Annotated in this window: 19 protein-coding genes and 4 pseudogenes; 22 read left to right on the plus strand and 1 reads right to left on the minus strand. The window is 39.1% G+C overall.

Translation table 11 applies throughout. From position 1 onward, the window contains the following. Positions 1–22: 22 nt before the first annotated feature. The 9 genes and pseudogenes from IPJ09_13140 (at position 23) to IPJ09_13180 (ending at position 7,283) form a co-directional block, all read left to right on the plus strand. Positions 23–346, plus strand: coding sequence for a hypothetical protein (locus IPJ09_13140; GenBank protein ID MBK7372359.1), 324 nt, complete (start codon positions 23–25; stop codon positions 344–346). Then, the gene (locus IPJ09_13145; GenBank protein ID MBK7372360.1) at positions 276–917 is read left to right on the plus strand and encodes a glycosyltransferase family 4 protein; all 642 of its coding nucleotides are present in this window, start codon (positions 276–278) and stop codon (positions 915–917) included. The genes IPJ09_13140 and IPJ09_13145 overlap by 71 nt, the downstream gene beginning before the upstream one ends. A gap of 15 nt (positions 918–932) precedes the next feature. Beyond that, positions 933–1,969 (plus strand): annotated as a pseudogene (locus IPJ09_13150) (GDP-mannose 4,6-dehydratase). Between the two features lie 20 nt (positions 1,970–1,989). Then, positions 1,990–2,790 carry a hypothetical protein gene (locus IPJ09_13155; protein ID MBK7372361.1) on the plus strand — a complete coding sequence of 267 codons (801 nt, stop codon included), beginning with the start codon at positions 1,990–1,992 and terminating at the stop codon, positions 2,788–2,790. Positions 2,791–2,802: 12 nt separating this feature from the next. Beyond that, the gene (locus IPJ09_13160) at positions 2,803–2,964 is read left to right on the plus strand and encodes a hypothetical protein (protein ID MBK7372362.1); all 162 of its coding nucleotides are present in this window, start codon (positions 2,803–2,805) and stop codon (positions 2,962–2,964) included. A 248-nt stretch (positions 2,965–3,212) separates the two neighbouring features. Next, positions 3,213–4,343 (plus strand): hypothetical protein, encoded by a 1,131-nt coding sequence (locus tag IPJ09_13165; GenBank protein ID MBK7372363.1) that lies wholly within the window; start codon positions 3,213–3,215, stop codon positions 4,341–4,343. Beyond that, positions 4,340–5,515: a glycosyltransferase gene (locus tag IPJ09_13170; protein ID MBK7372364.1), complete on the plus strand. Its 1,176-nt coding sequence runs from the start codon at positions 4,340–4,342 to the stop codon at positions 5,513–5,515. The genes IPJ09_13165 and IPJ09_13170 overlap by 4 nt, the downstream gene beginning before the upstream one ends. 37 nt (positions 5,516–5,552) lie before the next feature. Continuing rightward, complete coding sequence (locus IPJ09_13175; protein ID MBK7372365.1) at positions 5,553–6,710, plus strand: DUF1420 family protein; 1,158 nt, start codon at positions 5,553–5,555, stop codon at positions 6,708–6,710. A 75-nt stretch (positions 6,711–6,785) separates the two neighbouring features. After that, a complete protein-coding gene (locus IPJ09_13180; protein MBK7372366.1) occupies positions 6,786–7,283 on the plus strand; it encodes a DUF1420 family protein in 498 nt (165 codons plus the stop codon). A 234-nt stretch (positions 7,284–7,517) separates the two neighbouring features. On the opposite strand, the gene IPJ09_13185 is transcribed toward IPJ09_13180, so the two are convergent. After that, on the minus strand, positions 7,518–7,799 hold the full coding sequence (locus tag IPJ09_13185; GenBank protein ID MBK7372367.1) for a hypothetical protein: 282 nt from the start codon (positions 7,797–7,799) through the stop codon (positions 7,518–7,520). A gap of 411 nt (positions 7,800–8,210) precedes the next feature. Between IPJ09_13185 and IPJ09_13190 the strand changes: the two genes are divergently transcribed. The 13 genes and pseudogenes from IPJ09_13190 to IPJ09_13250 all read left to right on the plus strand — a co-directional run bounded on the left by IPJ09_13190 (position 8,211) and on the right by IPJ09_13250 (position 22,655). Further along, complete coding sequence (locus tag IPJ09_13190; GenBank protein ID MBK7372368.1) at positions 8,211–8,834, plus strand: retropepsin-like domain-containing protein; 624 nt, start codon at positions 8,211–8,213, stop codon at positions 8,832–8,834. A gap of 448 nt (positions 8,835–9,282) precedes the next feature. Then, positions 9,283–11,018, plus strand: a pseudogene (locus IPJ09_13195) (carbamoyltransferase). A 162-nt stretch (positions 11,019–11,180) separates the two neighbouring features. Next, the gene (locus tag IPJ09_13200; protein MBK7372369.1) at positions 11,181–11,654 is read left to right on the plus strand and encodes a glycosyltransferase; all 474 of its coding nucleotides are present in this window, start codon (positions 11,181–11,183) and stop codon (positions 11,652–11,654) included. Positions 11,655–11,900: 246 nt separating this feature from the next. Continuing rightward, the gene (locus tag IPJ09_13205; protein MBK7372370.1) at positions 11,901–13,109 is read left to right on the plus strand and encodes a polysaccharide biosynthesis protein; all 1,209 of its coding nucleotides are present in this window, start codon (positions 11,901–11,903) and stop codon (positions 13,107–13,109) included. 3 nt (positions 13,110–13,112) lie between these two features. Continuing rightward, positions 13,113–13,783: pseudogene (locus IPJ09_13210) on the plus strand (sugar transferase). A gap of 3 nt (positions 13,784–13,786) precedes the next feature. Continuing rightward, the gene (locus IPJ09_13215; GenBank protein ID MBK7372371.1) at positions 13,787–15,229 is read left to right on the plus strand and encodes an MBOAT family protein; all 1,443 of its coding nucleotides are present in this window, start codon (positions 13,787–13,789) and stop codon (positions 15,227–15,229) included. A gap of 36 nt (positions 15,230–15,265) precedes the next feature. Next, on the plus strand, positions 15,266–15,982 hold the full coding sequence (locus tag IPJ09_13220; protein MBK7372372.1) for a hypothetical protein: 717 nt from the start codon (positions 15,266–15,268) through the stop codon (positions 15,980–15,982). A gap of 309 nt (positions 15,983–16,291) precedes the next feature. Next, the gene (gene gmd, locus IPJ09_13225; GenBank protein ID MBK7372373.1) at positions 16,292–17,407 is read left to right on the plus strand and encodes a GDP-mannose 4,6-dehydratase; all 1,116 of its coding nucleotides are present in this window, start codon (positions 16,292–16,294) and stop codon (positions 17,405–17,407) included. Between the two features lie 1,096 nt (positions 17,408–18,503). After that, positions 18,504–18,880 (plus strand): annotated as a pseudogene (locus IPJ09_13230) (GxxExxY protein). Positions 18,881–19,353: 473 nt separating this feature from the next. Then, positions 19,354–20,280, plus strand: coding sequence for a GDP-L-fucose synthase (locus tag IPJ09_13235; GenBank protein MBK7372374.1), 927 nt, complete (start codon positions 19,354–19,356; stop codon positions 20,278–20,280). A gap of 109 nt (positions 20,281–20,389) precedes the next feature. Then, the gene (locus IPJ09_13240; protein MBK7372375.1) at positions 20,390–21,607 is read left to right on the plus strand and encodes an ATP-binding protein; all 1,218 of its coding nucleotides are present in this window, start codon (positions 20,390–20,392) and stop codon (positions 21,605–21,607) included. Next, complete coding sequence (locus tag IPJ09_13245) at positions 21,604–22,473, plus strand: mannose-1-phosphate guanylyltransferase (GenBank protein MBK7372376.1); 870 nt, start codon at positions 21,604–21,606, stop codon at positions 22,471–22,473. Before IPJ09_13240 ends, IPJ09_13245 begins: the two co-directional genes overlap by 4 nt. Further along, the gene (locus IPJ09_13250; GenBank protein MBK7372377.1) at positions 22,446–22,655 is read left to right on the plus strand and encodes a hypothetical protein; all 210 of its coding nucleotides are present in this window, start codon (positions 22,446–22,448) and stop codon (positions 22,653–22,655) included. Before IPJ09_13245 ends, IPJ09_13250 begins: the two co-directional genes overlap by 28 nt. Positions 22,656–22,678: the final 23 nt, after the last annotated feature.

Raw genomic sequence — 22,678 nt, forward strand, 5'->3', positions numbered from 1 at the left:
TGTTAGAAATTACCTTCCGACTATGATTGCCGCTAATACCTGGATAGCCCCATTTTATAGTAAAGGCATATTACCACGTATATACAATATGGTAGCAGCTTGGATGAATCAGGGCGAGGTCAATCACATCACCGGTGATATTTCTTTTGTAGGTATTTTGTTGAAAAAGAACAGGACTGTCCAGACCATCCTCGACTGTGTGTTCTTAAAAAATAATTCGGGTATTAAAAGGAAGATTTTAAAATATTTATGGCTGGATCTACCAGTCAAAAGGTGTGCGGTCAACGACCATATCTTCTCAGGTTCAAAAGGAAATTATAGAACTCACAGGGTGCCCGGAAGATAAAGTGAAAGTAGTGCCCATCGCCCTTTCTGCTGTTTTTAAGCCAAGGACCTTTAAGCCCTTTTCGTCCACTCCCAGAATACTTATGATCGGGAGTGCTCCTAACAAAAACATTCTCCGATGCCTGGAGGCCTTACAGGATATTCCTTGTGAAATACATATGGTGGCTCAAAAGGAAGATCAGTATATGAAGCTATTGGAGCAAAGCGGGCATCCTTATTATTATGAGTCAGGATTAAACCAGGTGCAGATGTCTGCTAAATATCGCGAGATGGATATATTGTTATTCGCCTCTACTTACGAAGGTTTTGGTATGCCGATTATCGAAGCACAAGCGATGGGCCTGCCGGTTGTCACCAGCAATATCTCCTCTATGCCTGAGGTAGCTGGGGAGGCAGCCCAACTGGTAGATCCTTTCGATGTCCTGGATATAAGAAGGGGTATATTAAAACTCATCGGAGACCCTACCTACCGGGCAGGTTTAGTCAATAAAGGATTTGAAAATATAAAACGTTTTAATCCTGTGATGATTGCACAGCAATATGCTGCTATCTATCACCAATTAACAAGCTAAAATTTAATATTTAGAATGAAAATAGTCATATTTGGCGGTGCCGGATTTATAGGAGTCAACAGTGCATATTATTTTGTCGAAAGAGGCCATGAAGTCATCATCATCGACAATCTGTCCAGGATAGGCAGTGAATATAATTTGCAGCAAATCCAACAGAAATATACGATCCCTTTTATCAGGGCGGATATCCGGGATTTTGAGCTGATATGCACCAGTTTGGCTGATCTGGGGCATATAGATGGCGTATTGCTCCTCGCTGGACAAGTGGCCGTGACTACCTCTGTGACTAATCCAAGGGAAGATTTTGAAATCAATGCCTTGGGTACGTTTAATGTGTTGGAAGCTTTAAGAATAAACCGTCAGCACCCCTTATTGATATTTTCATCTACCAATAAGGTGTATGGCAAAATGGACCAGGTAGGGATCACCGAACGCAATGGAAGATATGAATATGACACCATGGTATCCGGCGTGTCTGAAGATATGCAATTGGATTTTTATTCGCCCTACGGTTGTAGTAAAGGATCTGGTGATCAGTATGTCAGGGATTATGCGCGCATGTATGGCCTGCCTACAGTGGTCATGAGACAGTCCTGTATCTATGGAAACAGGCAATTTGGCATCGAAGACCAGGGCTGGGTAGCATGGTTTACCATAGCCACTCTGCTGGGTAAAAACATCACCATTTTTGGAGACGGCAAGCAGATCAGGGATGTACTATTTGTAGAGGACCTGGTCAGACTGTATGAACTCGCTATCCTGAATAAGGACCAATGCGCAGGCAAAGTGTACAATGTGGGCGGTGGCCCTCAGCATACCCTATCATTAAATGAACTGGTAAAAATATTGGCCAGGCGCTTTAACAAAGAAATTAATCCGGGCTTCGGACCTGGCGCCCCGGTGATCAGAAAGTATATGTATCCGATATTCACAAAGTCCGGCAAGATTTAGGTTGGCGGCCCATGGTGGCCATTGAGCAAGGGATAGATCAGATGGCTTCGTGGATCGAGTCCAACAGGGAGATATTGGAGCAATACGTATTTAATAAATAATCAGGCAGTATAGCGATAACTTGAAGATCATTATTCCCAATATCTGCTACGAGGACAATTTTGAAGACAATGTCTCTTACACCCTAAGGAAAATGGGCCATGAAGTACTCACCATGCCGAGGCAGTTACGGGTACTCAATGACAATGCCCGCCATATCATCCAACAAGTGGAAGCCAGGTTATTTCCCAATCGATTTAGCTTGCAGGAAAAATGGTTGCTACAAGTATACAAAGAATTTAAACCGGACCTGGTACTTTGCCTGACACAAGCGTTGAATGAAGAAGTATTGTTAGAACTTAAGTCCAAATCCATACTTACCATATGCTGGTGGGGTGATACAGCTGCCAATATGCAAAAACAGGGTTTGTTGTGTTATGGTTGGGACTTTGTATTCATCAAGGACCGGTTTGCCGTTCAAAAACTGCGCTCCCTGGATATCAATGCACATCATTTGCATGAGGCTATGAACCCTGATTGGCATAAGTGGAATAGTATTGAAGGAAATAATAACTTACTATTTGCCGGAAATACATATGAATACAGGCATTTTTTGCTAAGAAAATTAATAGCAGAAAATCAATATCAAATTACGCTATTCGGAAATAAACTTCCTAGATGGGTAGCACCAGAAATATTACCAGTATATACACACAAATATATAGTAAAAGAAGAAAAAAGCATGGAGTTTGGAAGTGCACTAGCCTGTATAAACTCGACCAGCATGACAGAGTTTGATTCATTGAATTGTCGCGCATTCGAAATTGCAGGAGCTGGGATTACAGATCATGGAGCATCGTCCCGCAATAGAAGAATGCTTTGAACCCGAAAAGAAATACTAACATTTAGAACTTTTGAAGAATTAAAAGAGCATATAAATTTTGCATCTAAATATGTAAAAGATACTTTGAAAATTCGAGAAAATGGACACCAGAAGGCATTCAGGTGCCATACATACGAAATAAGACTTACTCAGATACTAAATAAAACTAATTGAGCAAAAGGAAGTACACCAGCATTATCCTTTTGTTTGTCATTGCTCCAATATTTGGCTTATCATACCAAAATTTAGCACTATATTTTACTCTTTTAGTATTTTTACAAACAATACTATTGTTTTCTAAAAAATTTATTATACTTGATATCATTAGCTTGTATAGTTGTATTCTTTATTTTGTGGGACCTATTTTATCTTATACTTATTTTAATAGCACTTTTAGACAAGCGGTTATTTTTGATTTTGTTATGCCAGTAAAATCTGCAGTATACTTTCAATATGCATACCCCGTTATTCTTTTGTTTATACTTGGAATGAACCTGAATAGATTTAGGAATGAAAAGGAAATTGGTAAAAATATAATAAGGTCATTTAAAGAACAACTGGATCCGAAATGGGCTTATCCAATGATATTGATTTCTATCCCTTCCTTTTACGCCAGGAACTATATGCCGTCTTTTTTGAATTATATTGACATGCTACTATTCTTAATGATTTTTCCTGCTCTATTTATATTAATCTTTAAGAAGAAGAAGTCGCATCTTGATTATGCTTTGGTTACTGCTATTACTCTATGGATATTATATACTGGAATTAAGGCTACTATGTTTACTATTGTTTTCTATATGGGTGTTACAGTGGTCTCAGTAATTTTTATTGGAAAAGAATACAAATTCAAAAATAAAGCAATAATGATTTCCGTGGCGTTAATTATTACTATGACATTGCAATTCACAAAAAGTAATTTTAGGTCTTTATTGAAATCTAAAGTTGAATCTGAAGTAACAGTAACTCGCTTTAGTGATGTATTTATTAATAATCTCCTGAATATTAAAGAAGTTTTGAATATTAAAAATATATTTCCATTGACACTAAGGTTTAATAATGGATTTTACCTTGGCTTAGTCATGAAAAACATTCCCAAAAGGCAGGCCTTTGACAATGGAGCAGTCTTAGGTACAAAGATATTATCAACTTTAGTTCCCCGCTTATTTTGGCCTTCAAAGCCGGAGGCTGGTGGCATAGCTAATATGAAATATTATGCCAATTTAAGGGTCAGACATACTGTGAATGTTGGCCCTATTGGTGAAGCCTATGGTAGTTTTGGTGTTGTTGGCGGTATAGCTTTCATGTTTTTATTTGGATTAACAATAGGTTTTGTACATAATAAATTTATTGAAATAGCATCCCATAAGCCATTGCTTTTTATGTGGATGCCCCTTCTGTTTTACGAGACCATTTATTGCATGGAAAACGATACTATGCAAGCCCTAAATTCATTGGTTAAGATCACAGTATTTCTTTACGTTTTATTTAAGCTAGTCCCGGGACTATTGAGGCCAAAAGTGGTGAATCCAGGTTTTCAAATAGCCTCATGAGATCTATCCTAATTTGTATCGACTGGTACTATCCTGCCTTCAAAGCCGGCGGCCCTATTCACTCGGTTTTTAGATTAGTCTCTGCATTATCTGATTCGTTTGAGATCTTTATTCTCACCAGTGCTTACGATTTAAAGGAGGAAAAGATGATGGAGAACATTGTCATCAATCAATGGGTGCCTTTTGCACCAGGTGTCAAAGTTTATTATGCCTCCAAAGAAAAATATTCATTCAATTTAATAAAGAAATTATTGTCCGAACTACAGCCGGACTCGATTTATTTCTACAGCCCTTTTTCCAGGAACAGTACCATTGATGTTGTCAGGGCAGCCCATGCAGTTAAATTAAACCCACGGTATATCCTGGCACCAAGAGGTACACTTAAACCAAGCGCACTCAAAAAAAATAAGTTTTTAAAATCAGTATATTTTCAGCTAATCAAAATTTTTAACCTGCATAAAAAATTTAGTTTCCACGCTACCAATGAACAGGAAAAGCACGAGGTAGAGCAGATCTTTGGTCCTTCCAGGACCTATGTGATCGACAATCTCCCACCGCCAATAGAGGAGTGTATCAGTTTTTTTAAAAAAGAGTCTTCCGCATTGAATATCTGTTGTATAGGCAGATTTCATCCGATAAAAAACATTCATTTTGTTTTAGAGCTGCTACAAGCTATGAAGACTAGTTCCATATGTTTTACCATTGTCGGAAGCAAAGAAGACCACCATTATTTTGACCGGTGTAATAAAACAATAAAGGACCTGCCCGCAAATATAAAAGTGCACCTCATTGAAGAAATTCCCAATCATAAAATAAAGGAGCTACTACAGGCTCATCATCTCATGGTCCTGCCTACTCTTGGTGAAAACTATGGGAATGCCATCATAGAATCCCTGGCTGCCAGCCGTCCAGTCCTCATCTCCGACCAGACTCCCTGGAAAAAACTTCAAGAATACCATGCCGGTTGGGAGCTACCGCTATCAGACAAACAAGCCTGGATCAAGGCTATAGAAGAAGCAGCATCCTGGGATCAGGCTGAGTTTGATAAGCACTGCCAGGGGGCGTTGGTGTACGCGCGCGCGCATACGAAGGTGGAGGAATTGGTTGAGAAGTATAGGGAGATGTTTGGGGGGAGCCTGACTGACCAAGGTAGGACTAGGTGTTCCTCTTAAATAATGAGAAAGAAGTGACTATATTTAATAAACAATCTTGATACCTTTTCAAATTAATCAGATTACGTATGAAGGATTAGTGAGTAATCCTGTTTGGTCTTGGTTTGGAGCATGTATGCTGGTATTGTCTTTCTGGAACCTGGCAGTCAAGGGAAGCAAATTTATTACCCTGGTTGAAAATCACTGGCTACGGGTCTCAGTTTCATTTTATGCCCTGTTGCTTGTATTGGGGGAGAGTTTATTTAGTATTTCTGCCTTGGCCTTTCATCAAACCATACTATTGAAAGTGCTTGGCAGTTTATTTATTTTTAATGGAGTCTATATAGGTTCAATAAAGATCATCCAATTTCAACGGGCTGGTTATAAGAAAATATTTTCAAAGGACTCGATTCAGAACCTAATGTTGTTAGCTTTATTCCTAATAGCTATTGCACCGGTGACAGATGCGGATTCCATTTCGTATCACCTGGCGACTCCATTGCAGATATTGCGAAATGGTAGTAATCAAGGTATCGGTGAATATTGGTTACATGCACGACTGTTGGGGTACGGCGAGTATATCAATTTGCTTGGAATAGCCAATGGGATAGATTGTTTGGGCGCGGTCATCCAATGGACCGGGCTCTTGTTGTTTGTATTAACCATCAGAACTTATTTCAAAGGACCGGGCAAGGAATTATTTCTATATGCCCTGTTGAGTATGCCTTGTATTCTTTTCTTGGTTAGCACGCAAAAACCTCAGTTGTCAGGAGATTTAGCCATATTAACTGGTGTAATAGCATTTTTATCCTTGCAAAGCCAGAGACATGATTATAAATATCTAATGGTGCTGGGATTACCTTTGTTTTACTCACTCACTTTAAAATATACTTTTTATTTGCCGGTTATAGTATTAATTATAGTTTTTATAGCGACAAGCATCATGCAAAAGACTGGACATTCATTGGTTAAACTGTTTATTGTGCTGGCCGGATTTTATCTTGCATTTTTATCACCCATTCATCTTTTTAATTATTTTAATTATAGGGACCCAGTCTCTCCATTTTTATCCGGGTCTTCCACTGGGTTGACCAATTTTATTCATTACCTAACTGGCGATCCTGGATTTAATATAGCCTATATTTGGGTGCCACCCAGTCTGGGCATATATACGACCACAATTGGTTTGGCAGGAATTCTTTTTTTTATTCGGTGACTTTAAATCGGTATATCGAGTTGCTTTTTTTTTGCAATGGGATGCTTCTTATTGATAATAGATCTTCTGTTAAAAATGGAGGCCGCCAGATTTATGATGACAGCATTTTTGCTGATGAATTTGAGTTTACTTTTTAGCACCAAATTATATGCCTTTCCTTTTATCAAGATGGTGTTGATCACGCAACTAACCATTAATTTTATCCTCATTTGCAGTTTGTTGTACTCGACACTGCCTGCCAATTTTTTCAAGAGTTACAGGATAAAATGTTTACAAGACAAGGCCTATACCTTCTCACTTTATCGTTGGATGGATACCTTGAGTCTTCCAGCTGAGTCAGTAGTAGTACCCAGCTTGAGAGCTCACTTATTTATCAATCAAAATTATGTGCCTTATGAAACCAGGTACTTTGATTCATCGCCTATTTTGAGCGGTAAATCAACTTATTATTTATTTGATACATTATCGAGTACTGCCGGCATCCTGATTGATAGCACATCTTATAAACTGGCCACCAGGAATATTTTTAATCAAAGGACCTCGAAGGCATTTCTGTATAAAGTAGCGGACTGATGAACTGAATATTCAATCTGAATAAATCATTACAATTGTCTAACTATCAAACATATATACTAATAATCTGTGAATGTAAAAACATTTTTTTTGCTGAAATGTTGTATAATAGGTTGATAACCAATAGTATCGGAGGAAAGAATATGGCACAGTAACCAGTCTCGATAGTTCTTGGGCCGCGGCAAGTTTGAAAGTCTACATTAGTCCCGTGTTCATAATTGAAAATTCAATAATTCATATATACTTTGTACATACCAGGACTAACGAAGTGCGGTTGACCTCCCCTTCAGGCCTGCTTGCCGTCGGCATGGGGTCTGGGGGTGAGCGGAAGCATGACAATAATAACCATTGGTAATGAAACGAAGTGCGGTTGAACTCCCCTTCAGGGGGTTGGGGGTGTGCGGAAGCAAGACAACAATAAATAAATAAATAACCAATGGCATTACCCGAAGTGCGGTTGACCTCCCCTTCAGGCCTGCCTGCCGTCGGCACGGGGCTGGGGGTGTGCGGAAGCAAGTCGATAATATATAGATGACCCTTGGGAATGAAAAGTTGGACATTACCCGAAGTGCGATTGACCTACCCTTCAGGCCTGCCTGCCGTCGGCACGGGGCTGGGGGTGTGCGGAAGCAAGACAATAATAGATAATTCGTGTTCCTAATTGAAAATTCAATAATTCATATAAACTTTGTACATACTAAGAATAACGAAGTACGGTTGACCTCCCATTCAGGCCTGCCTGCCGTCGGCAGGGGTGGGGGTGTGCGGAAACAAGACAATAATGATAACCAATGGCATTACCCGAAGTGCGGTTGACCTCCACTGTAGGCAGGAGGGTGCGGAAGCAAGGCCATCTTACTTAATTAAAAAGTAGGTAATTTTAAGATTTATAATATTTAACTAAGATTAAAAGTCAAAGCCATCACTATGGAAGATTCAAAAAAATTACTGGCCAATGCAAAAATATGGTTAAAGGAGAACCAAAATTTGCTGCGAAAATATAAGGGCCAATGGATTGCTTACAATGGCGATGTGGGTATCATTGCACATAACAGAAATGCTGCAGAAGTGATGGAAGTAGCCAACAATACAGGAGCATGGCATATTATTAAATACTTAAACCCGTATACCTATGGTGGTTTAAGGCGATTAGTTCCTATTCATTTCAGGCCACTGCACAAAGATGTCTGGGAGCCAAATATCGTTGTATCCATTCGCTTTAAAAATAATCAGGAATTATTAGAGATGCTGGTTGACTCAGGAGCCGATATATCTAGCATTTCTTTGGAAGTAGGAAAAAAATTAGGGTTCGATCGATTTGAAAGTGAAGTGGTTGAAATGGCAGCAAGTGTGAATGGTACAGTAGAGTATGTGCTGCGCAATATAGAGATGATTATTGAAGAACATACATTTAAAGCTCCGATTGCCTGGTTATTAAATCCGGAATGCGAGGATATCTTGTTGGGCAGGGAAGTGGTTTTTGATCAATTTAATATTGAATTCAGGCAGAAAGATGAGGTCATCATTTTCAAAAAGCGTGATGATATTTGATTAATTCCTTTGACAGTAATTGTCGAAATCAAAATCTTGAAGTTGAATTGTAATCCATGGGGCTGGGGGTGTGCGGAAGCAAGACAATAATAATAACCAATGGCATTACCCGAATTGCGGTTGACCTCCCCTTCAGACCTGCCTGCCGTCGGCACGGGGCTGGGGGTGTGCGGAAGCAAGTCAATAATATATAGATAACCCTTGGGAATGAAAAGTTGGACATTACCCGAAGTGCGGTTTACCTCCCCTTCAGGCCTGCCTGCCGTCGGCACGGGGTTGGGGGTGTGCGGAAGCAAGTCAATAATAATGACCAATGGCATTACCTGAAGTGCGGTTGACCTCCCCTTCAGGCCTGCCTGCCGTCGGCACGGGGCTGGGAGTGTGCGGAAGCAAGTCAATAATATATACCCCCTCTTCATAATTGAAAATTCAATAATTCATATAAACTTTGTACATACTAGGCCTCAACGCATTTCACGCTGATTCCTCAGCAGCCCTTCTTAAAGACGGCAAGCTCCTCGTCGCTACGGAAGAAGAAAGATTCACCCGTATCAAACATTGGGCGGGATTCCCCATGGAAGCGATTCGATTTTGTCTCAGAGAGGAGGGAATACAATTAAAAGACATAGACTACATCACTATTGGGCGAGATCCGAAAGCAAAGCTTTGGAAAAAATTAAAGCTATTGATTTCTGATCCTTCGCTTCTATTGACCATAAGAGATCGGCTCAAAAATCAATCTGTGGTGGTCGATATGAAAAAGGCGTTATTTGAAGTGGATGGGAGCCTGGATACACTATTGATCAAAAAAAGATTGATGCTGCTGGAACACCACAGGAGTCATCTCGCCTCCGCATTTTATGCTTCCCCTTTCGATCGGGCGGCGGTACTATCCATCGATGGATCCGGAGATTTTACGACCACGATGATTGGTGTAGGTCAAGGTAATGAACTCAAAGTACTGGATAGCGTAGACTTTCCTACCTCTTGCGGTTTATTTTACACCGCATTCACTCAATTTCTAGGCTTTCCTCATTATGGAGATGAATACAAGGTAATGGGTCTTGCTCCTTATGGCCAACCAAAGCATACTACTGAAGTTAAAAAGTTATTGAACTTTCTGCCAAGTGGTCTATTCTCATGGGATCAATCATACTTTGTCAACCCCACCAAAGCAGGCATGCACTATGAAAACAATATCCCCAACGTAGGACATTTATATTCATCAAAGTTTATATCCTTGTTTGGTCCTGCCAGAAAAAAAGAAGATGAATTAACCCAGTATCACAAGGATCTGGCAGCATCGGTACAAAGAGTGACGGAAGAATTAATATTTCATATAGCCGGTCATTTAAGAAAAAAACCGGCGAGACTTATTTGTGCCTGGCTGGTGGTGTCGCCCAAAATTCAGTAGCTAATGGCAAATTGATAGATGCTACCGGATTTAAAGATGTCTATATACCTTCTGCGGGGCATGATGCAGGTATCTCCATGGGGAGTGCCATGTATGGGTATCACCATATTCTGGGCAATCAGCGGGTTGCACCAGTATATTCGGCCTATACCGGTGCAAAGTATTCAAATGATCAGATAGAATCTTTATTAAAAGCAAAAGGAATTGAATATAAAAAATACGATGACGATACGCTCTATGAAGTCGTAACAGATCTATTGATCAAACCAGGAGTAGTGGGTTGGTTCAATGGCAGAGCGGAGTTCGGACCGAGAGCGCTGGGGGCACGGTCTATTCTGGCTGATCCGCGCAACAACCAGGCTAAAGAACTTTTAAACTTAAAAATTAAACGCAGAGAAAGTTTTCGCCCTTTTGCTCCTTCCATTTTAAAAGAATACACAGGAGAATATTTTACCAAAACGGATGCAGTGCCATTTATGGAAAAGGTGTATCCGATCAAAGAAGAAAAAAGATCTCTCATCCCGGCAGTGACTCATGTGGATGGTACAGGCAGGTTACAGACAGTAGATAAAGAAGTATCACCAAGATATTATGCCCTTATAGAAAAATTCAGGCAGAAGACGGGTATTCCTATCTTACTGAACACTTCGTTTAACGAAAATGAACCCATCGTGAATACACCGGAAGAAGCATTGAGCTGCTATCTGAGGACCAGTATGGATATGCTGGTCATGGAGAACTGTGTGATTACTCGTGAGAGCAACCACTAAAGACCATAATATTAAACATTAAGTACACTAAGATACACTAAGAGTGAGCCTCAGGTAATCGAAAAAAGAATAAATTCCATAGTGTTCCTCTGTGGTCTTAGTGGTTCAAAACAAAATTCCTCAATATTCCTTAATAGTCTAAGTGGTTCAAAAAAAATTAGCTTGAAAATTTCAATTATCACCCCTACTTTTAATAGTGCAGGCACAATAAAAGATACCCTCCAAAGTATCGCAACACAATCATATAAAGAGGTCGAGCATATTATTGTAGATGGTATGTCTACTGATAATACTCTGAATATTGCCAGCACTTTTCCGCACGTAAGCAAAATCATATCAGAACCAGACCTTGGTATATTTGATGCTATGAATAAGGGCATTCGATCATCAACCGGTGACATAGTAGGCATCCTTAATTCAGATGATTATTATGCACACGACAAAGTGCTGGAGTACGTAGCTGCTGCTTTTAAAAACAATAGCCTGGATGCAATCTATGGCAATGTGTACTTTGTTAAGCCGGACAATTTAGTAAAAATAGTCAGGGATTATTCTTCCAAAATTTTAGACTCTGGATGTTTGCATTTGGTTACACTCCTCCGCATCCGACATTTTTGCCAAGAAATCGATCTATGATCAATACGTAAAAAGTGTATTTAATAACAATATTGAAGCCTTTATGAGAACTGGGGGCGCCAGTAATAAGTCGCCTATGGTAAAATATGCCCTCAATAAAGAAATAATAGCAGCCTGCAAAACCAATGGAGTGTATACCAACCTGTTGATACTTTTTGGGAAATATCTCTTTAAAATACATGAATACATTTCACCCCTTTTTAAACAAAATATACAGAAATCACCTCATTCTTACAATCCGCTACCATGATTTCCACATTTGATATAAAAGATTTTATTTCGAAGAAAATTACAAATAGAGATTCTAGTTTTTTCGCTCAGGATCTATCCATTCACAAAACAAGGATTGAAAAAGAAATCAAGAATCAATCTGTACTCGTCATAGGTGGAGCCGGAACCATAGGGTCATCTTACATCTTGACTTTACTGAAATATAGCCCATATAAACTGGTTGTAGTCGATATCAATGAAAACGGACTTACTGAACTGGTGCGTGAGTGCAGAAGCAGAACAGACATCAGCCTGCCCAATGAGTTTAAATCCTACCCTATCAATTTTAATGATCGGGTTTTTGATAAAATTCTGGCCGCAGAAGGACCCTTTGATATTATTGCTAATTTTGCAGCACATAAACACGTGCGGAGTGAAAAAGATATTTATTCCATTGAAGCTCTATTGAAAAATAATGTGATTGAAGCCGGCAAATTATTAGAAAAGCTTGTAAAATATCCACCAAAACATTTTTTCTGTGTGTCCACAGACAAAGCAGCTAACCCCATCAATATTATGGGAGCCAGCAAGAAATTGATGGAACTTTTGATCATGTCCTATGCATCCAAAATAAATGTTACCACTGCAAGATTTGCGAATGTGGCCTTTTCGAATGGGAGTCTTTTGGCGGGTTATCTGGAAAGAATCCCCAAGCATCAACCGCTGTCTTGTCCAAATGATGTAAAAAGGTTTTTTGTATCTCCGGAAGAAGCAGGACAAATTTGCCTCTTGGCTTCAGTATTGGGCAACTCTGGTGAAATATTTTTCCCAAAATTAGATACTCATGACCTTGTATCGTTTGCTGATATCACGCTGGAGCTATTAAAAAGTCTTAATTATGAAGTCAAAATATGTCAATCTGAGCAGGAAGCTAAAGAAAATACCAGTTTGATTCAAGCAGGCGTGTATCCTGTTTATTTTTTTAAAAGTGAAACCAGTGGAGAGAAATTATATGAAGAATTTTTTACTCCACAGGAATCTCCGGACATGACTACCTATGAATCCCTGGGTGTGATTCCACACTTAGATTCCACCAATTCCGATAAATTATTTAACGCCATTAGCCAGCTTGAATTAGCTTTTGAGGGCCTGACAGACAAAAAAATAATCGTGCAGATCTTAGAGTCGGTGATTCCCGAGTTTAATCATCATGAGACTGGTATGAATCTGGATCAAAAAATGTGATTCATGTATCCGTTCATTAAAAGAATCATAGACATTATTTTAGCGCTAATAGCATTAATACTTTTCTCACCTGTATTTTTAGTGTTCATGATCCTTTTACGATTTACGGGCGAAGGAGAAATATTTTATCGGCAAAAAAGAATAGGATATAAAAATCAGCCATTTAACATTCTCAAATTTGCTACTATGTTAAAAAATAGTCCGCAAATAGGTACAGGAAGCATTACTTTAAGAAATGATGCCAGGGTCCTGCCAATAGGCAAATTTTGAGAATAACCAAGTTAAACGAAATACCCCAGGTGATCAATGTACTGATAGGAGATATGAGCATTGTCGGCCCCAGGCCACTCACCCAGGAAACCTTTGACTATTATCCTGAAAACATTAAAAGCCAGGTATACAGGTCTAAGCCAGGTATCACCGGAATCGGGTCTGTCATTTTTAGAGATGAAGAAAAATTAATTTCAGCGTCATCCCTTGAACCAAAAGAATTCTATAAATCAGTAATAGCGCCTTATAAGGGTCAACTTGAAATATGGTATAACAATAACAAATCAACTCTGTTAGATTTAAAATTAATATTTCTAACTGCCTGGACGATCATATTCCCAGGAAGTAATCTGCATTCAAAAATAATCAAGGGTGTCCCTCCAATGGACAGTTCATTAGCCTAGTCAATGTTATTTAATTCTTTACAGTTCGTTATCTTTTTCCCCATTGTTACACTGATATACTTTTTGTTGCCCCACAAATACAGATGGTTGCATTTGTTATTGGCCAGCAGTATATTTTACATGGCCTTTATTCCTGTTTACATTCTTATCTTATTTTTCACGATTGGCATTGATTATATAGCCGGTATACAAATAGAACAAACCAGTGGTAAAAGAAAAAGGGTATACCTATTGCTTAGCATAGTGGCCAATATTGGTGTTTTGGCCTATTTCAAATATTATGACTTTTTTATTGAGAATATCAATTCATTTTTGGATGATTTGCATATTGTCCACCACCCTTTAAAATATCTCAACATTATATTGCCGATAGGTTTGTCATTTCATACATTCCAGGCAATGGCCTACAATTTTGAGATATATAAAGGAAGATTTAAAGCCGAGAGACATCTAGGATATTATGCCTTGTATGTTATGTTTTATCCACAGTTGGTGGCTGGACCAATAGAAAGGCCGCAGCATATCTTACCACAACTGCACATCGATCATCGATATAATCACCAGGCAATGATTTCCGGACTCAGGCTTATGTTATGGGGACTTTTTAAAAAAACAGTAGTGGCAGATCGATTTGGAGCCATGACAGATAGTGTATATAATCATTTGGGAGATCACACTGGATTTGCATATGTTTTGGCCACAATGTGTTTTGGAATTCAAATTTATTGTGATTTTTCAGGTTATAGTGACATCGCTATTGGCTCAGCCAGGACCATGGGCTTTAAATTAATGACAAACTTTAAAATGCCCTATTTCTCTCAAAACATTAATGAATTTTGGAAGAGATGGCATATCTCATTGTCTTCCTGGTTTAGGGACTATGTGTATATACCTTTAGGAGGAAATAGAGTGGGTCAGACAAAACTAGTGCTAAATGTACTGATTGTATTCTTATTGAGCGGATTTTGGCACGGAGCCAGTTGGAATTTTGTTATTTGGGGAGGTTTACATTTTATTTTTCTTTGGATTTGGACTATTATTAACGGAGCAAATCCTTTTAATAAAATCAAATGGTTTAATATACTTTTTACATTTTTGTTAGTCAATTTTGCCTGGATTTTTTTTCGAGCGAATGGTTTTCAAAATGCCTTGCACATAGTGACCAATTTGTTTCATCCACATAATGCCGGAGGATATTTTCATTTATTCAATGATGATTTTCACGGCAATATTACCTATTTGGGTTTACCCTGGTGGAAGTTTTGCTTGACCTTATGCTTAGCGCTGATGCTTTTCATATTAGAGGCCATGATTGTAAGAGGTTGGGTAGTTCGGTTTGAAAAATCACCGCTATTGATACAATGGAGCGTTTACCTTGGATTGATCACCGGTATATTGCTTATCGGAGTATTTAATACCAACCAATTTATTTATTTTCAGTTCTAAGGCCCCTTGAATAAAGGTAATATCATAAAAACAATTTTGTTTTGGTTTTTAGTAGCAACTTTCTTGTACCTCATAGAGACCCTTATTAGCATTGGGATCAAAAACAGTAGTTACAGTCATTTTTATAAAGTAAACCTTATCTGTAGCAATTCAATCAAGCCACAAGTGGCCATTTTTGGCTCTTCAGTAGGAGAGGTGGGTATAAGCTCCCCAAAGTTGGTGCATTTACTGAATAAGTCTTGTTATAATTTTTCCATAGATGGTACAAGATTTCTTCAGTATAATGGGCTTATAAAAGAACATGCGCAAAACAATGATAGCCTGGAATTGGTCATTTTGACAGAGACTATCATGAACCTGGAAAATAATAAGGCTGTGACGAGCATTGATCGATATGTTGCAAATATCAGTAATTCCAATATTTATCAATCCCTACGGGATGTGCAGCCTGACCTGGCATTTAAAGTTAGGTATGTACCATTTTACAAATTCATAATTATGGAACATCCATATTATAAAGCAAGTATGATAGGCTGGGTAAATAAATTAAAACATACCGATTTGAGCGATCCAAATTTAGGGTACACTCCAAAATATGCTGATTGGCAAGTCGATGTAGATGAATTGAATGCTAATTCGAAACCTATTATTATGGGATTGGATTCCTTTATCCTTGAAAAATATAGGTCCACCATCAAACTTTTGAATGAAAAAAATATTAAAGTTTTGATCGTTTTATGCCAACTTATATAAAGGGGCAGGAGTTGATGTTAAATTTGGATGCTTATCGAAACACTTATGATGCCATGCAAAACCCGCTGGTCCAATTTTATGATATGACCATGGATACCATGTGCACTCACAAAGAAAATTTTTATAATAATTCACATGTGAATAGTGTTGGTGCAGAAAGAGTTACGCAAAAGATTGTAGATTTTGTAACTAGGAATTAATCATATTTCGATGAACCCTGCAAAAAAAATACACTACACCAGACCTAAATGCTTGAATTAATATTATAAATTTATTTAATATAATGTTTTGGTTTAATACCTTTGCAAAATGTCTAAAACAGCCCTCATCACCGGTGTCACAGGTCAGGACGGTGCCTACCTCTCTCATTTATTATTAAAAAAAGGATATACAGTACACGGTATCAAGCGCAGAGCGTCTATGTTCAACACGGGTCGCATCGATGATATCTACCAGGACCCGCACATAGAAAATAAAAAATTTATCCTGCATCATGGGGACTTGTCGGACAGCACGAATATCATCCGCATCATCCAATTGGTGCAGCCTGATGAAATATACAACCTCGGGGCAATGAGTCATGTACAGGTTAGTTTTGAGGAACCGGAATATTCAGCAGATGTGGATGGTATCGGTACACTTAGAATTTTGGAGGCAATACGAATCCTCGGCCTGGAGAAAAAAACGAAAGTATACCAGGCCTCTACTTCAGAATTATATGGTTTGGTGCAGGAAGTCCCTCAATCAGAAAAGACACCTTTTTATCCACGGTCTCCTTACGGGGTAGCAAAATTGTATGCATATTGGATCACCGTCAATTACCGGGAGGCGTATAATATATTTGCCTGCAATGGAATCTTGTTCAATCATGAATCTCCTCTGAGGGGAGAGACTTTTGTCACCCGCAAAATTACCCGGGCTGTAGCCAAAATTGCTTTGGGATTGCAGGACACCCTGTTTCTGGGTAATCTCAATGCTAAGCGGGATTGGGGCCATGCCAAAGACTATGTGGAGCTCATGTGGAAAATCCTTCAATATAAAAAACCGGAGGATTGGGTCATAGCCACAGGAGTGACCACAGAGATTAGGGAGTTTGTAAAAATGGCATTCAGAGAGGTTGGCATAGAGTTGATGTTTAAAGGGAAAGGCAAAAAAGAGTATGCGGTCATTGTTGAATGTAAAAATCCGGAGTATCAGGTACCCAAAGGCAAAGTCGTAGTAAAGGTGGATCCTAATTATTTCCGCCCTACTGAAGTGGACCTTTTAATCGGCGATCCCAGCAAAGCTAAAAAAATACTAAAATGGAAGCCAAAGTATACAGTCGAAACGCTTTGTGCAGAAATGGTGGCGGCAGATGTAGAATTGTTCCGGCGGGACCAGGTGTTGCGGGATGCGGGGTATAGGGTGAAGAATGAATTTGAATGAAAATATACTATTTAATGGCGCGCAAAGCCGCAAAGCCGCAAAGAACTGGATGAGTGCGTTTAGAATGAAAATATACTATTTAATGGCGCGCAAAGCCGCAAAGGCGCAAAGAACTGGATGAGTGCGTTTTGAATGAAAATATACTATTTAATGGCGCGCAAAGCCGCAAAGGCGCAAAGAACTGGATGAGTGCGTTTTAGAATGAAAATATACTATTTAATGACGCGCAAAGCCGCAAAGCCGCAAAGAACTGGATGAGTGCGTTTTGAATGAAAATATACTATTTAATGGCGCGCAAAGCCGCAAAGGCGCAAAGAACTGGATGAGTGCGTTTTGAATGAAAATATACTATTTAATGGCGCGCAAAGCCGCAAAGGCGCAAAGAACTGGATGAGTGCGTTTTGAATGAAAATATACTATTTAATGGCGCGCAAAGCCGCAAAGGCGCAAAGAACTGGATGAGTGCGTTTAGAATGAAAATATACTATTTAATGGCGCGCAAAGCCGCAAAGCCGCAAAGAACTGGATGAGTGCGTTTGGAATGAAAATATACTATTTAATGCGGCAAAGCCGCAAGGCGCAAAGAACTGGATGAGTGCGTTTTGAATGAAAATATACTATTTAATGGCGCGCAAAGCCGCAAAGGCGCAAAGAACTGGATGAGTGCGTTTTGAATGAAAATATACTATGTAATGACGCGCAAAGCCGCAAAGGCGCAAAGAACTGGATGAGTGCGTTTTGAATGAAAATATACTATTTAATGGCGCGCAAAGCCGCAAAGGCACAAAGAACTGGATGAGTGCGTTTTGAATGAAAATATACTATTTAATGGCGCGCAAAGCCGCAAAGGCGCAAAGAACTGGATGAGTGCGTTTTGAATGAAAATATACTATTTAATGACGCGCAAAGCCGCAAAGCCGCAAAGAATACATTAAATAGAAGGCGAAAATCGGTAAATATAATTTGTACATTGAATCTTTGGGTCTTAGAGCGAAAAATCAAATAAATCAAATCTAGTACAATAAAGCTTTGCGCCTGCCTGCCATTAGGCAAGTCTTAGCGCCTTTGCCGCTTTGCGCGATAATCCATATAGTTGATGACTGAAAATGATTTATCCAAAATAATACTTGATATTTGTTTTGATATTCATAAACAATTAGGGCCTGGCCTGTATGAATCCGTATATGAAGAAATTATTTGCCATGAATTGTCCCTGGAAGGTTATCGATTCGATAGGCAAAAAGCAGTCCCGGTTATATGGAATGGAAAAAAATTGGAATTGGGGTTTAGAGCTGATATCATTTTAGAAGATAAGCTTTTGTTAGAAATAAAATCAGTTGAAAATTTGCTTGCAGTTCATAAAAGCAAACGCTGACCTATTTAAAATTAACTGGTATCAAATTAGGCTTACTCATTAACTTCAAACAAGCTTTGCTCAAAGATGGCATCCATCGACTCGTCAATAATCTATGAACAAATATGCCTGGCGTCTGATTGCCAGAAGGCAACTCTTTACATCTTCGCTCCTTGCGCGATATCTCAAAAAACTCTTAGCGCCGTTGCGCGATATCTCTTAAATCCTTCGCGCCTTTGCGCCTGCCTGTCAGTAGGCAAGCCTTTGCGCGATAAATCTTAAAAGCCTTAGCGCCTTTGCGCCGTTGCGCGATACATCTTAAAAGCCTTAGTGCCTTAGCCCCTTTGCGCGATACATCTTAAAACTCTTAGCGCCGTTGCGCCTTTGCGCGATATCTCTTAAACTCTTAGCGCCGTTGCGCCTTTGCGCGATACATCTTAAAACTCTTAGCGCCGTTGCGCCGTTGCGCGATATCTCTTAAAACTCTTAGCGCCTTTGCGCGATACCTCTACACCCTTACATGTACGCCAGCTATTTCACTCCTTCACCCCTCCACGCGACAAAATTATTCGCATCTTTGCAAGCTGATTAAATGAACCTAAATTCCAAAATATATATCGCTGGTCACCGCGGAATGGTGGGCTCAGCTATCCTGAGAAACTTACAATCGCAGGGTTATACTAACATAGTCTATGCCACCTCTTCTGAGCTAAATTTAATGGACCAGTTAGCTGTAAATGACTTCTTCGTGAGCCATCGTCCTGAATATGTATTTATGGCCGCTGCGAAAGTGGGGGGGATCATTGCGAATAATACCTACCGCGCCGACTTTCTCTATGAAAATCTTCAGATGCAAAATAATGTCATCCATGGAGCTTATCAGTCTGGTGTACAAAAATTATTATTTCTTGGATCATCCTGTATCTATCCTAAATTGGCTCCTCAACCGCTCAAGGAAGAATATTTACTCACCGGTTTGCTGGAAACCACCAATGAACCCTATGCTATAGCCAAAATAGCCGGTGTCAAAATGTGTGATGCTTACAGAGCTCAGTATGGATGCCATTTTATCTCAGCCATGCCGACAAACCTGTATGGACCCAATGACAATTATGATCTGCAGAACAGTCATGTGCTGCCGGCTTTGTTAAGAAAATTTATCGAAGCAAAAAAACAAGGTCTTCCTACTGTCACCTTATGGGGCACAGGCTCTCCTTATCGTGAATTTATGCATGTCGATGATTGTGCAGCAGGATGTATCTATCTCATGCAGCACTATGACCAGGAGGGACATGTCAATATAGGTACCGGCATTGATCTTCAGATAAAAGACTTAGCTGCTTTGATCGCTCAAGTGGTAGGCTTCGAAGGCAAAATAGTTTATGATATCGACAAACCAGATGGGACTCCCAGAAAATTGATGGATGTATCCAAAATCAATGCATTGGGCTGGTCAGCCAATATCCCTTTGGAAACAGGTATAGAAATGGTCTACCAAAATGTGAAAGATAAATTTTAATTATTCGTAATATACTGAATATCAATTATATAATGTAATGTATAATTCATTACACAATATTGTGCAATGAATTGTGTAATATTGTGCAACTTATTGTACAATATCCTGGATGATATCTGCTGATAAAATAAAAGAAATAGTAAAAAGTCAATCTGTTTTATTTGAAGGGCAAGGTCAATGGTTAAAACGCGAAACAGACATTGGCTCAAAATTAATTAGCGGTTATGTATTAGTTTTAACAGGTGTCCGAAGATCGGGAAAGAGTACCTTGCTCAAACAGTTTTCTGAATCCGTTCGGCCGAGTCTATATTTACATTTTGATGACCCAAGGTTAGTTGAATTTGAGGTACTGGATTTCTATAAAATAGAAGAAATATATGGTATGGATAGTATATACTTATTCGATGAACTGAGCAATATCCCTGAATGGGAAAAATACATCCGGCATCTTACTGAAAGAAAAGGCAAGGCGATAGTTACCGGCTCCAATGCAAACTTAATCGGTCCGGAATATGGGACCTTACTCACAGGTCGAAATCTTCCTCAGGAACTTTTCCCGCTTTCGTATAATGAATACTTATCCTTAAGAAATTATGCAAAAGGGAACGACTCATTTCAGTCCTATATTAAAGAAGGAGGCTTCCCGGAATATTTATTCCATCCCAATACAGAAATATTAAGGCAATACCTAATTGATATATTAAATAGAGATATTATCAGAAGGTATTCAGTAGTCAATACCGAAGATTTAAACCGACTTACGATGTATTTGATGAATAATATTGCACGATTATACAGTATACAAAACATAAAAAAAGCATTGGATGTCAAATCGGTCAACACACTTTCTACCTATATAACTTATCTGGAAGATGTTTATCTCTTGTTCAGTGTACCAATATATGATCTAAGTTATAAACGACAACTCATTAATAATAAAAAGATTTATGCCATTGATACAGCTATGGTAAATAGTGTCACTGTCAAAGTGAATCAGGATATTGGTAGATTGTTTGAAAATACCATATTTCTGCATTTACGTAGATATATCAGGGAAATTTTTTATTACAAAAAAGAATTTGAATGTGATTTTGTGGTTAGATGTCCAAATCAGGAATTTCAGTGTTACCAGGTATGTTATCAATTAAATGATGATAATCTAAAAAGGGAATTAAATGGTTTGGTAGAAGCACTGGAATTTTTTAAATTGGAGGAGGGCACACTTATCTCCTTTGCTCAAACGGATTATTTCGTAATAAATAATAAAAAAATTAATGTAATACCAGCCTATGAGTGGTGCACATTAAATCCAATTGTAAATAAATGAATTACGCAATCATCATGGCCGGGGGAGCCGGTACCCGCTTCTGGCCGCTGAGTACAGAAGAAAAACCTAAACAATTTCTGGACATCCTGGGGACTGGTAAAACCTTTATCCAGATGACGGTCGAACGGTTTAAAGGAATCATTCGAACCGAAAATATTTATATCGTCACCAATGAAAAATACCGGGCTCTCATTCATGAACAATTGCCGGATTTAAATGACCATCAAATCATTGCCGAGCCCAGCCGCAACAATACCGCACCATGCATCCTGCTGGCCGCATTAAAAGTGCAGAAAAAAGACCCGGAGGCTTGTTGTGTTTTTGTACCGGCCGATCACCTGATCATCAACACCGCATCCTATCAACAAAATATCCTGGCAGCACTACACCATGCATCGACCCATCACGCCATAGTGACCATCGGCATCGTCCCTACTCGTTCTGAGACAGGATATGGTTATATCAAATTTGATCCTTTGCAGGACGAAGAAATAAAACGAGTCGAGCAATTTGTTGAAAAACCAAATATAGATACAGCCAGACTGTATGTCGCCTCCGGGAATTATCTATGGAATGCAGGTATGTTTGCCTGGCATGTCAACACCATTGTGCAACAATATCAATCCTTGTCGCCAGAGGTCTTCAATATACTTTCAACTGGCTCAGATGCCTATAACACTGCGCAGGAAAAACAATTTTTAGCGGATCATTATGCGCAGACCCCAACATTTCTGTTGATTTTGCGATTATGGAAAAATCTGACTGTGTATATACTTTATCTGCAGATTTTGACTGGTCTGATCTGGGTATCTGGTCATCTGTATACGAAGCCAGCGCCATGGATGCACAGGGCAATGTGCAAATAGGCGGTAAAGAGATAATAGAATCATCAGGTGATAATCTCATCATACTACCGCACGGTAAAAAAGCAATCATCCGCGGCTTAAAAGAAATGATCATCGTCGACAGCGGTGAAGCGCTCTTGATCTATCCGAGAAAAGCCGAAGCTGACCTCAAAAGCAGTATCCAGAAAATGACGAATACATAGGATAGACCAGGATTTTCCCAAGA

The organism is Saprospiraceae bacterium (genome assembly GCA_016709995.1).
Taxonomy (GTDB): domain Bacteria; phylum Bacteroidota; class Bacteroidia; order Chitinophagales; family Saprospiraceae; genus JADJLQ01.

What these genes read in the sequence shown, in the direction of transcription:
- IPJ09_13215 (MBK7372371.1), top strand. Translation starts at nt 13,787, where the DNA reads ATGTTATTTAATTCTTTACAGTTCGTTATCTTTTTCCCCATTGTTACA.
- IPJ09_13190 (MBK7372368.1), top strand. Translation starts at nt 8,211, where the DNA reads ATGGAAGATTCAAAAAAATTACTGGCCAATGCAAAAATATGGTTAAAG.
- IPJ09_13205 (MBK7372370.1), top strand. Translation starts at nt 11,901, where the DNA reads ATGATTTCCACATTTGATATAAAAGATTTTATTTCGAAGAAAATTACA.
- IPJ09_13170 (MBK7372364.1), top strand. Translation starts at nt 4,340, where the DNA reads ATGAGATCTATCCTAATTTGTATCGACTGGTACTATCCTGCCTTCAAA.
- IPJ09_13140 (MBK7372359.1), top strand. Translation starts at nt 23, where the DNA reads ATGATTGCCGCTAATACCTGGATAGCCCCATTTTATAGTAAAGGCATA.
- gmd (MBK7372373.1), top strand. Translation starts at nt 16,292, where the DNA reads ATGTCTAAAACAGCCCTCATCACCGGTGTCACAGGTCAGGACGGTGCC.
- IPJ09_13250 (MBK7372377.1), top strand. Translation starts at nt 22,446, where the DNA reads ATGGATGCACAGGGCAATGTGCAAATAGGCGGTAAAGAGATAATAGAA.
- IPJ09_13165 (MBK7372363.1), top strand. Translation starts at nt 3,213, where the DNA reads ATGCCAGTAAAATCTGCAGTATACTTTCAATATGCATACCCCGTTATT.
- IPJ09_13235 (MBK7372374.1), top strand. Translation starts at nt 19,354, where the DNA reads ATGAACCTAAATTCCAAAATATATATCGCTGGTCACCGCGGAATGGTG.
- IPJ09_13245 (MBK7372376.1), top strand. Translation starts at nt 21,604, where the DNA reads ATGAATTACGCAATCATCATGGCCGGGGGAGCCGGTACCCGCTTCTGG.
- IPJ09_13180 (MBK7372366.1), top strand. Translation starts at nt 6,786, where the DNA reads ATGGAGGCCGCCAGATTTATGATGACAGCATTTTTGCTGATGAATTTG.
- IPJ09_13240 (MBK7372375.1), top strand. Translation starts at nt 20,390, where the DNA reads ATGATATCTGCTGATAAAATAAAAGAAATAGTAAAAAGTCAATCTGTT.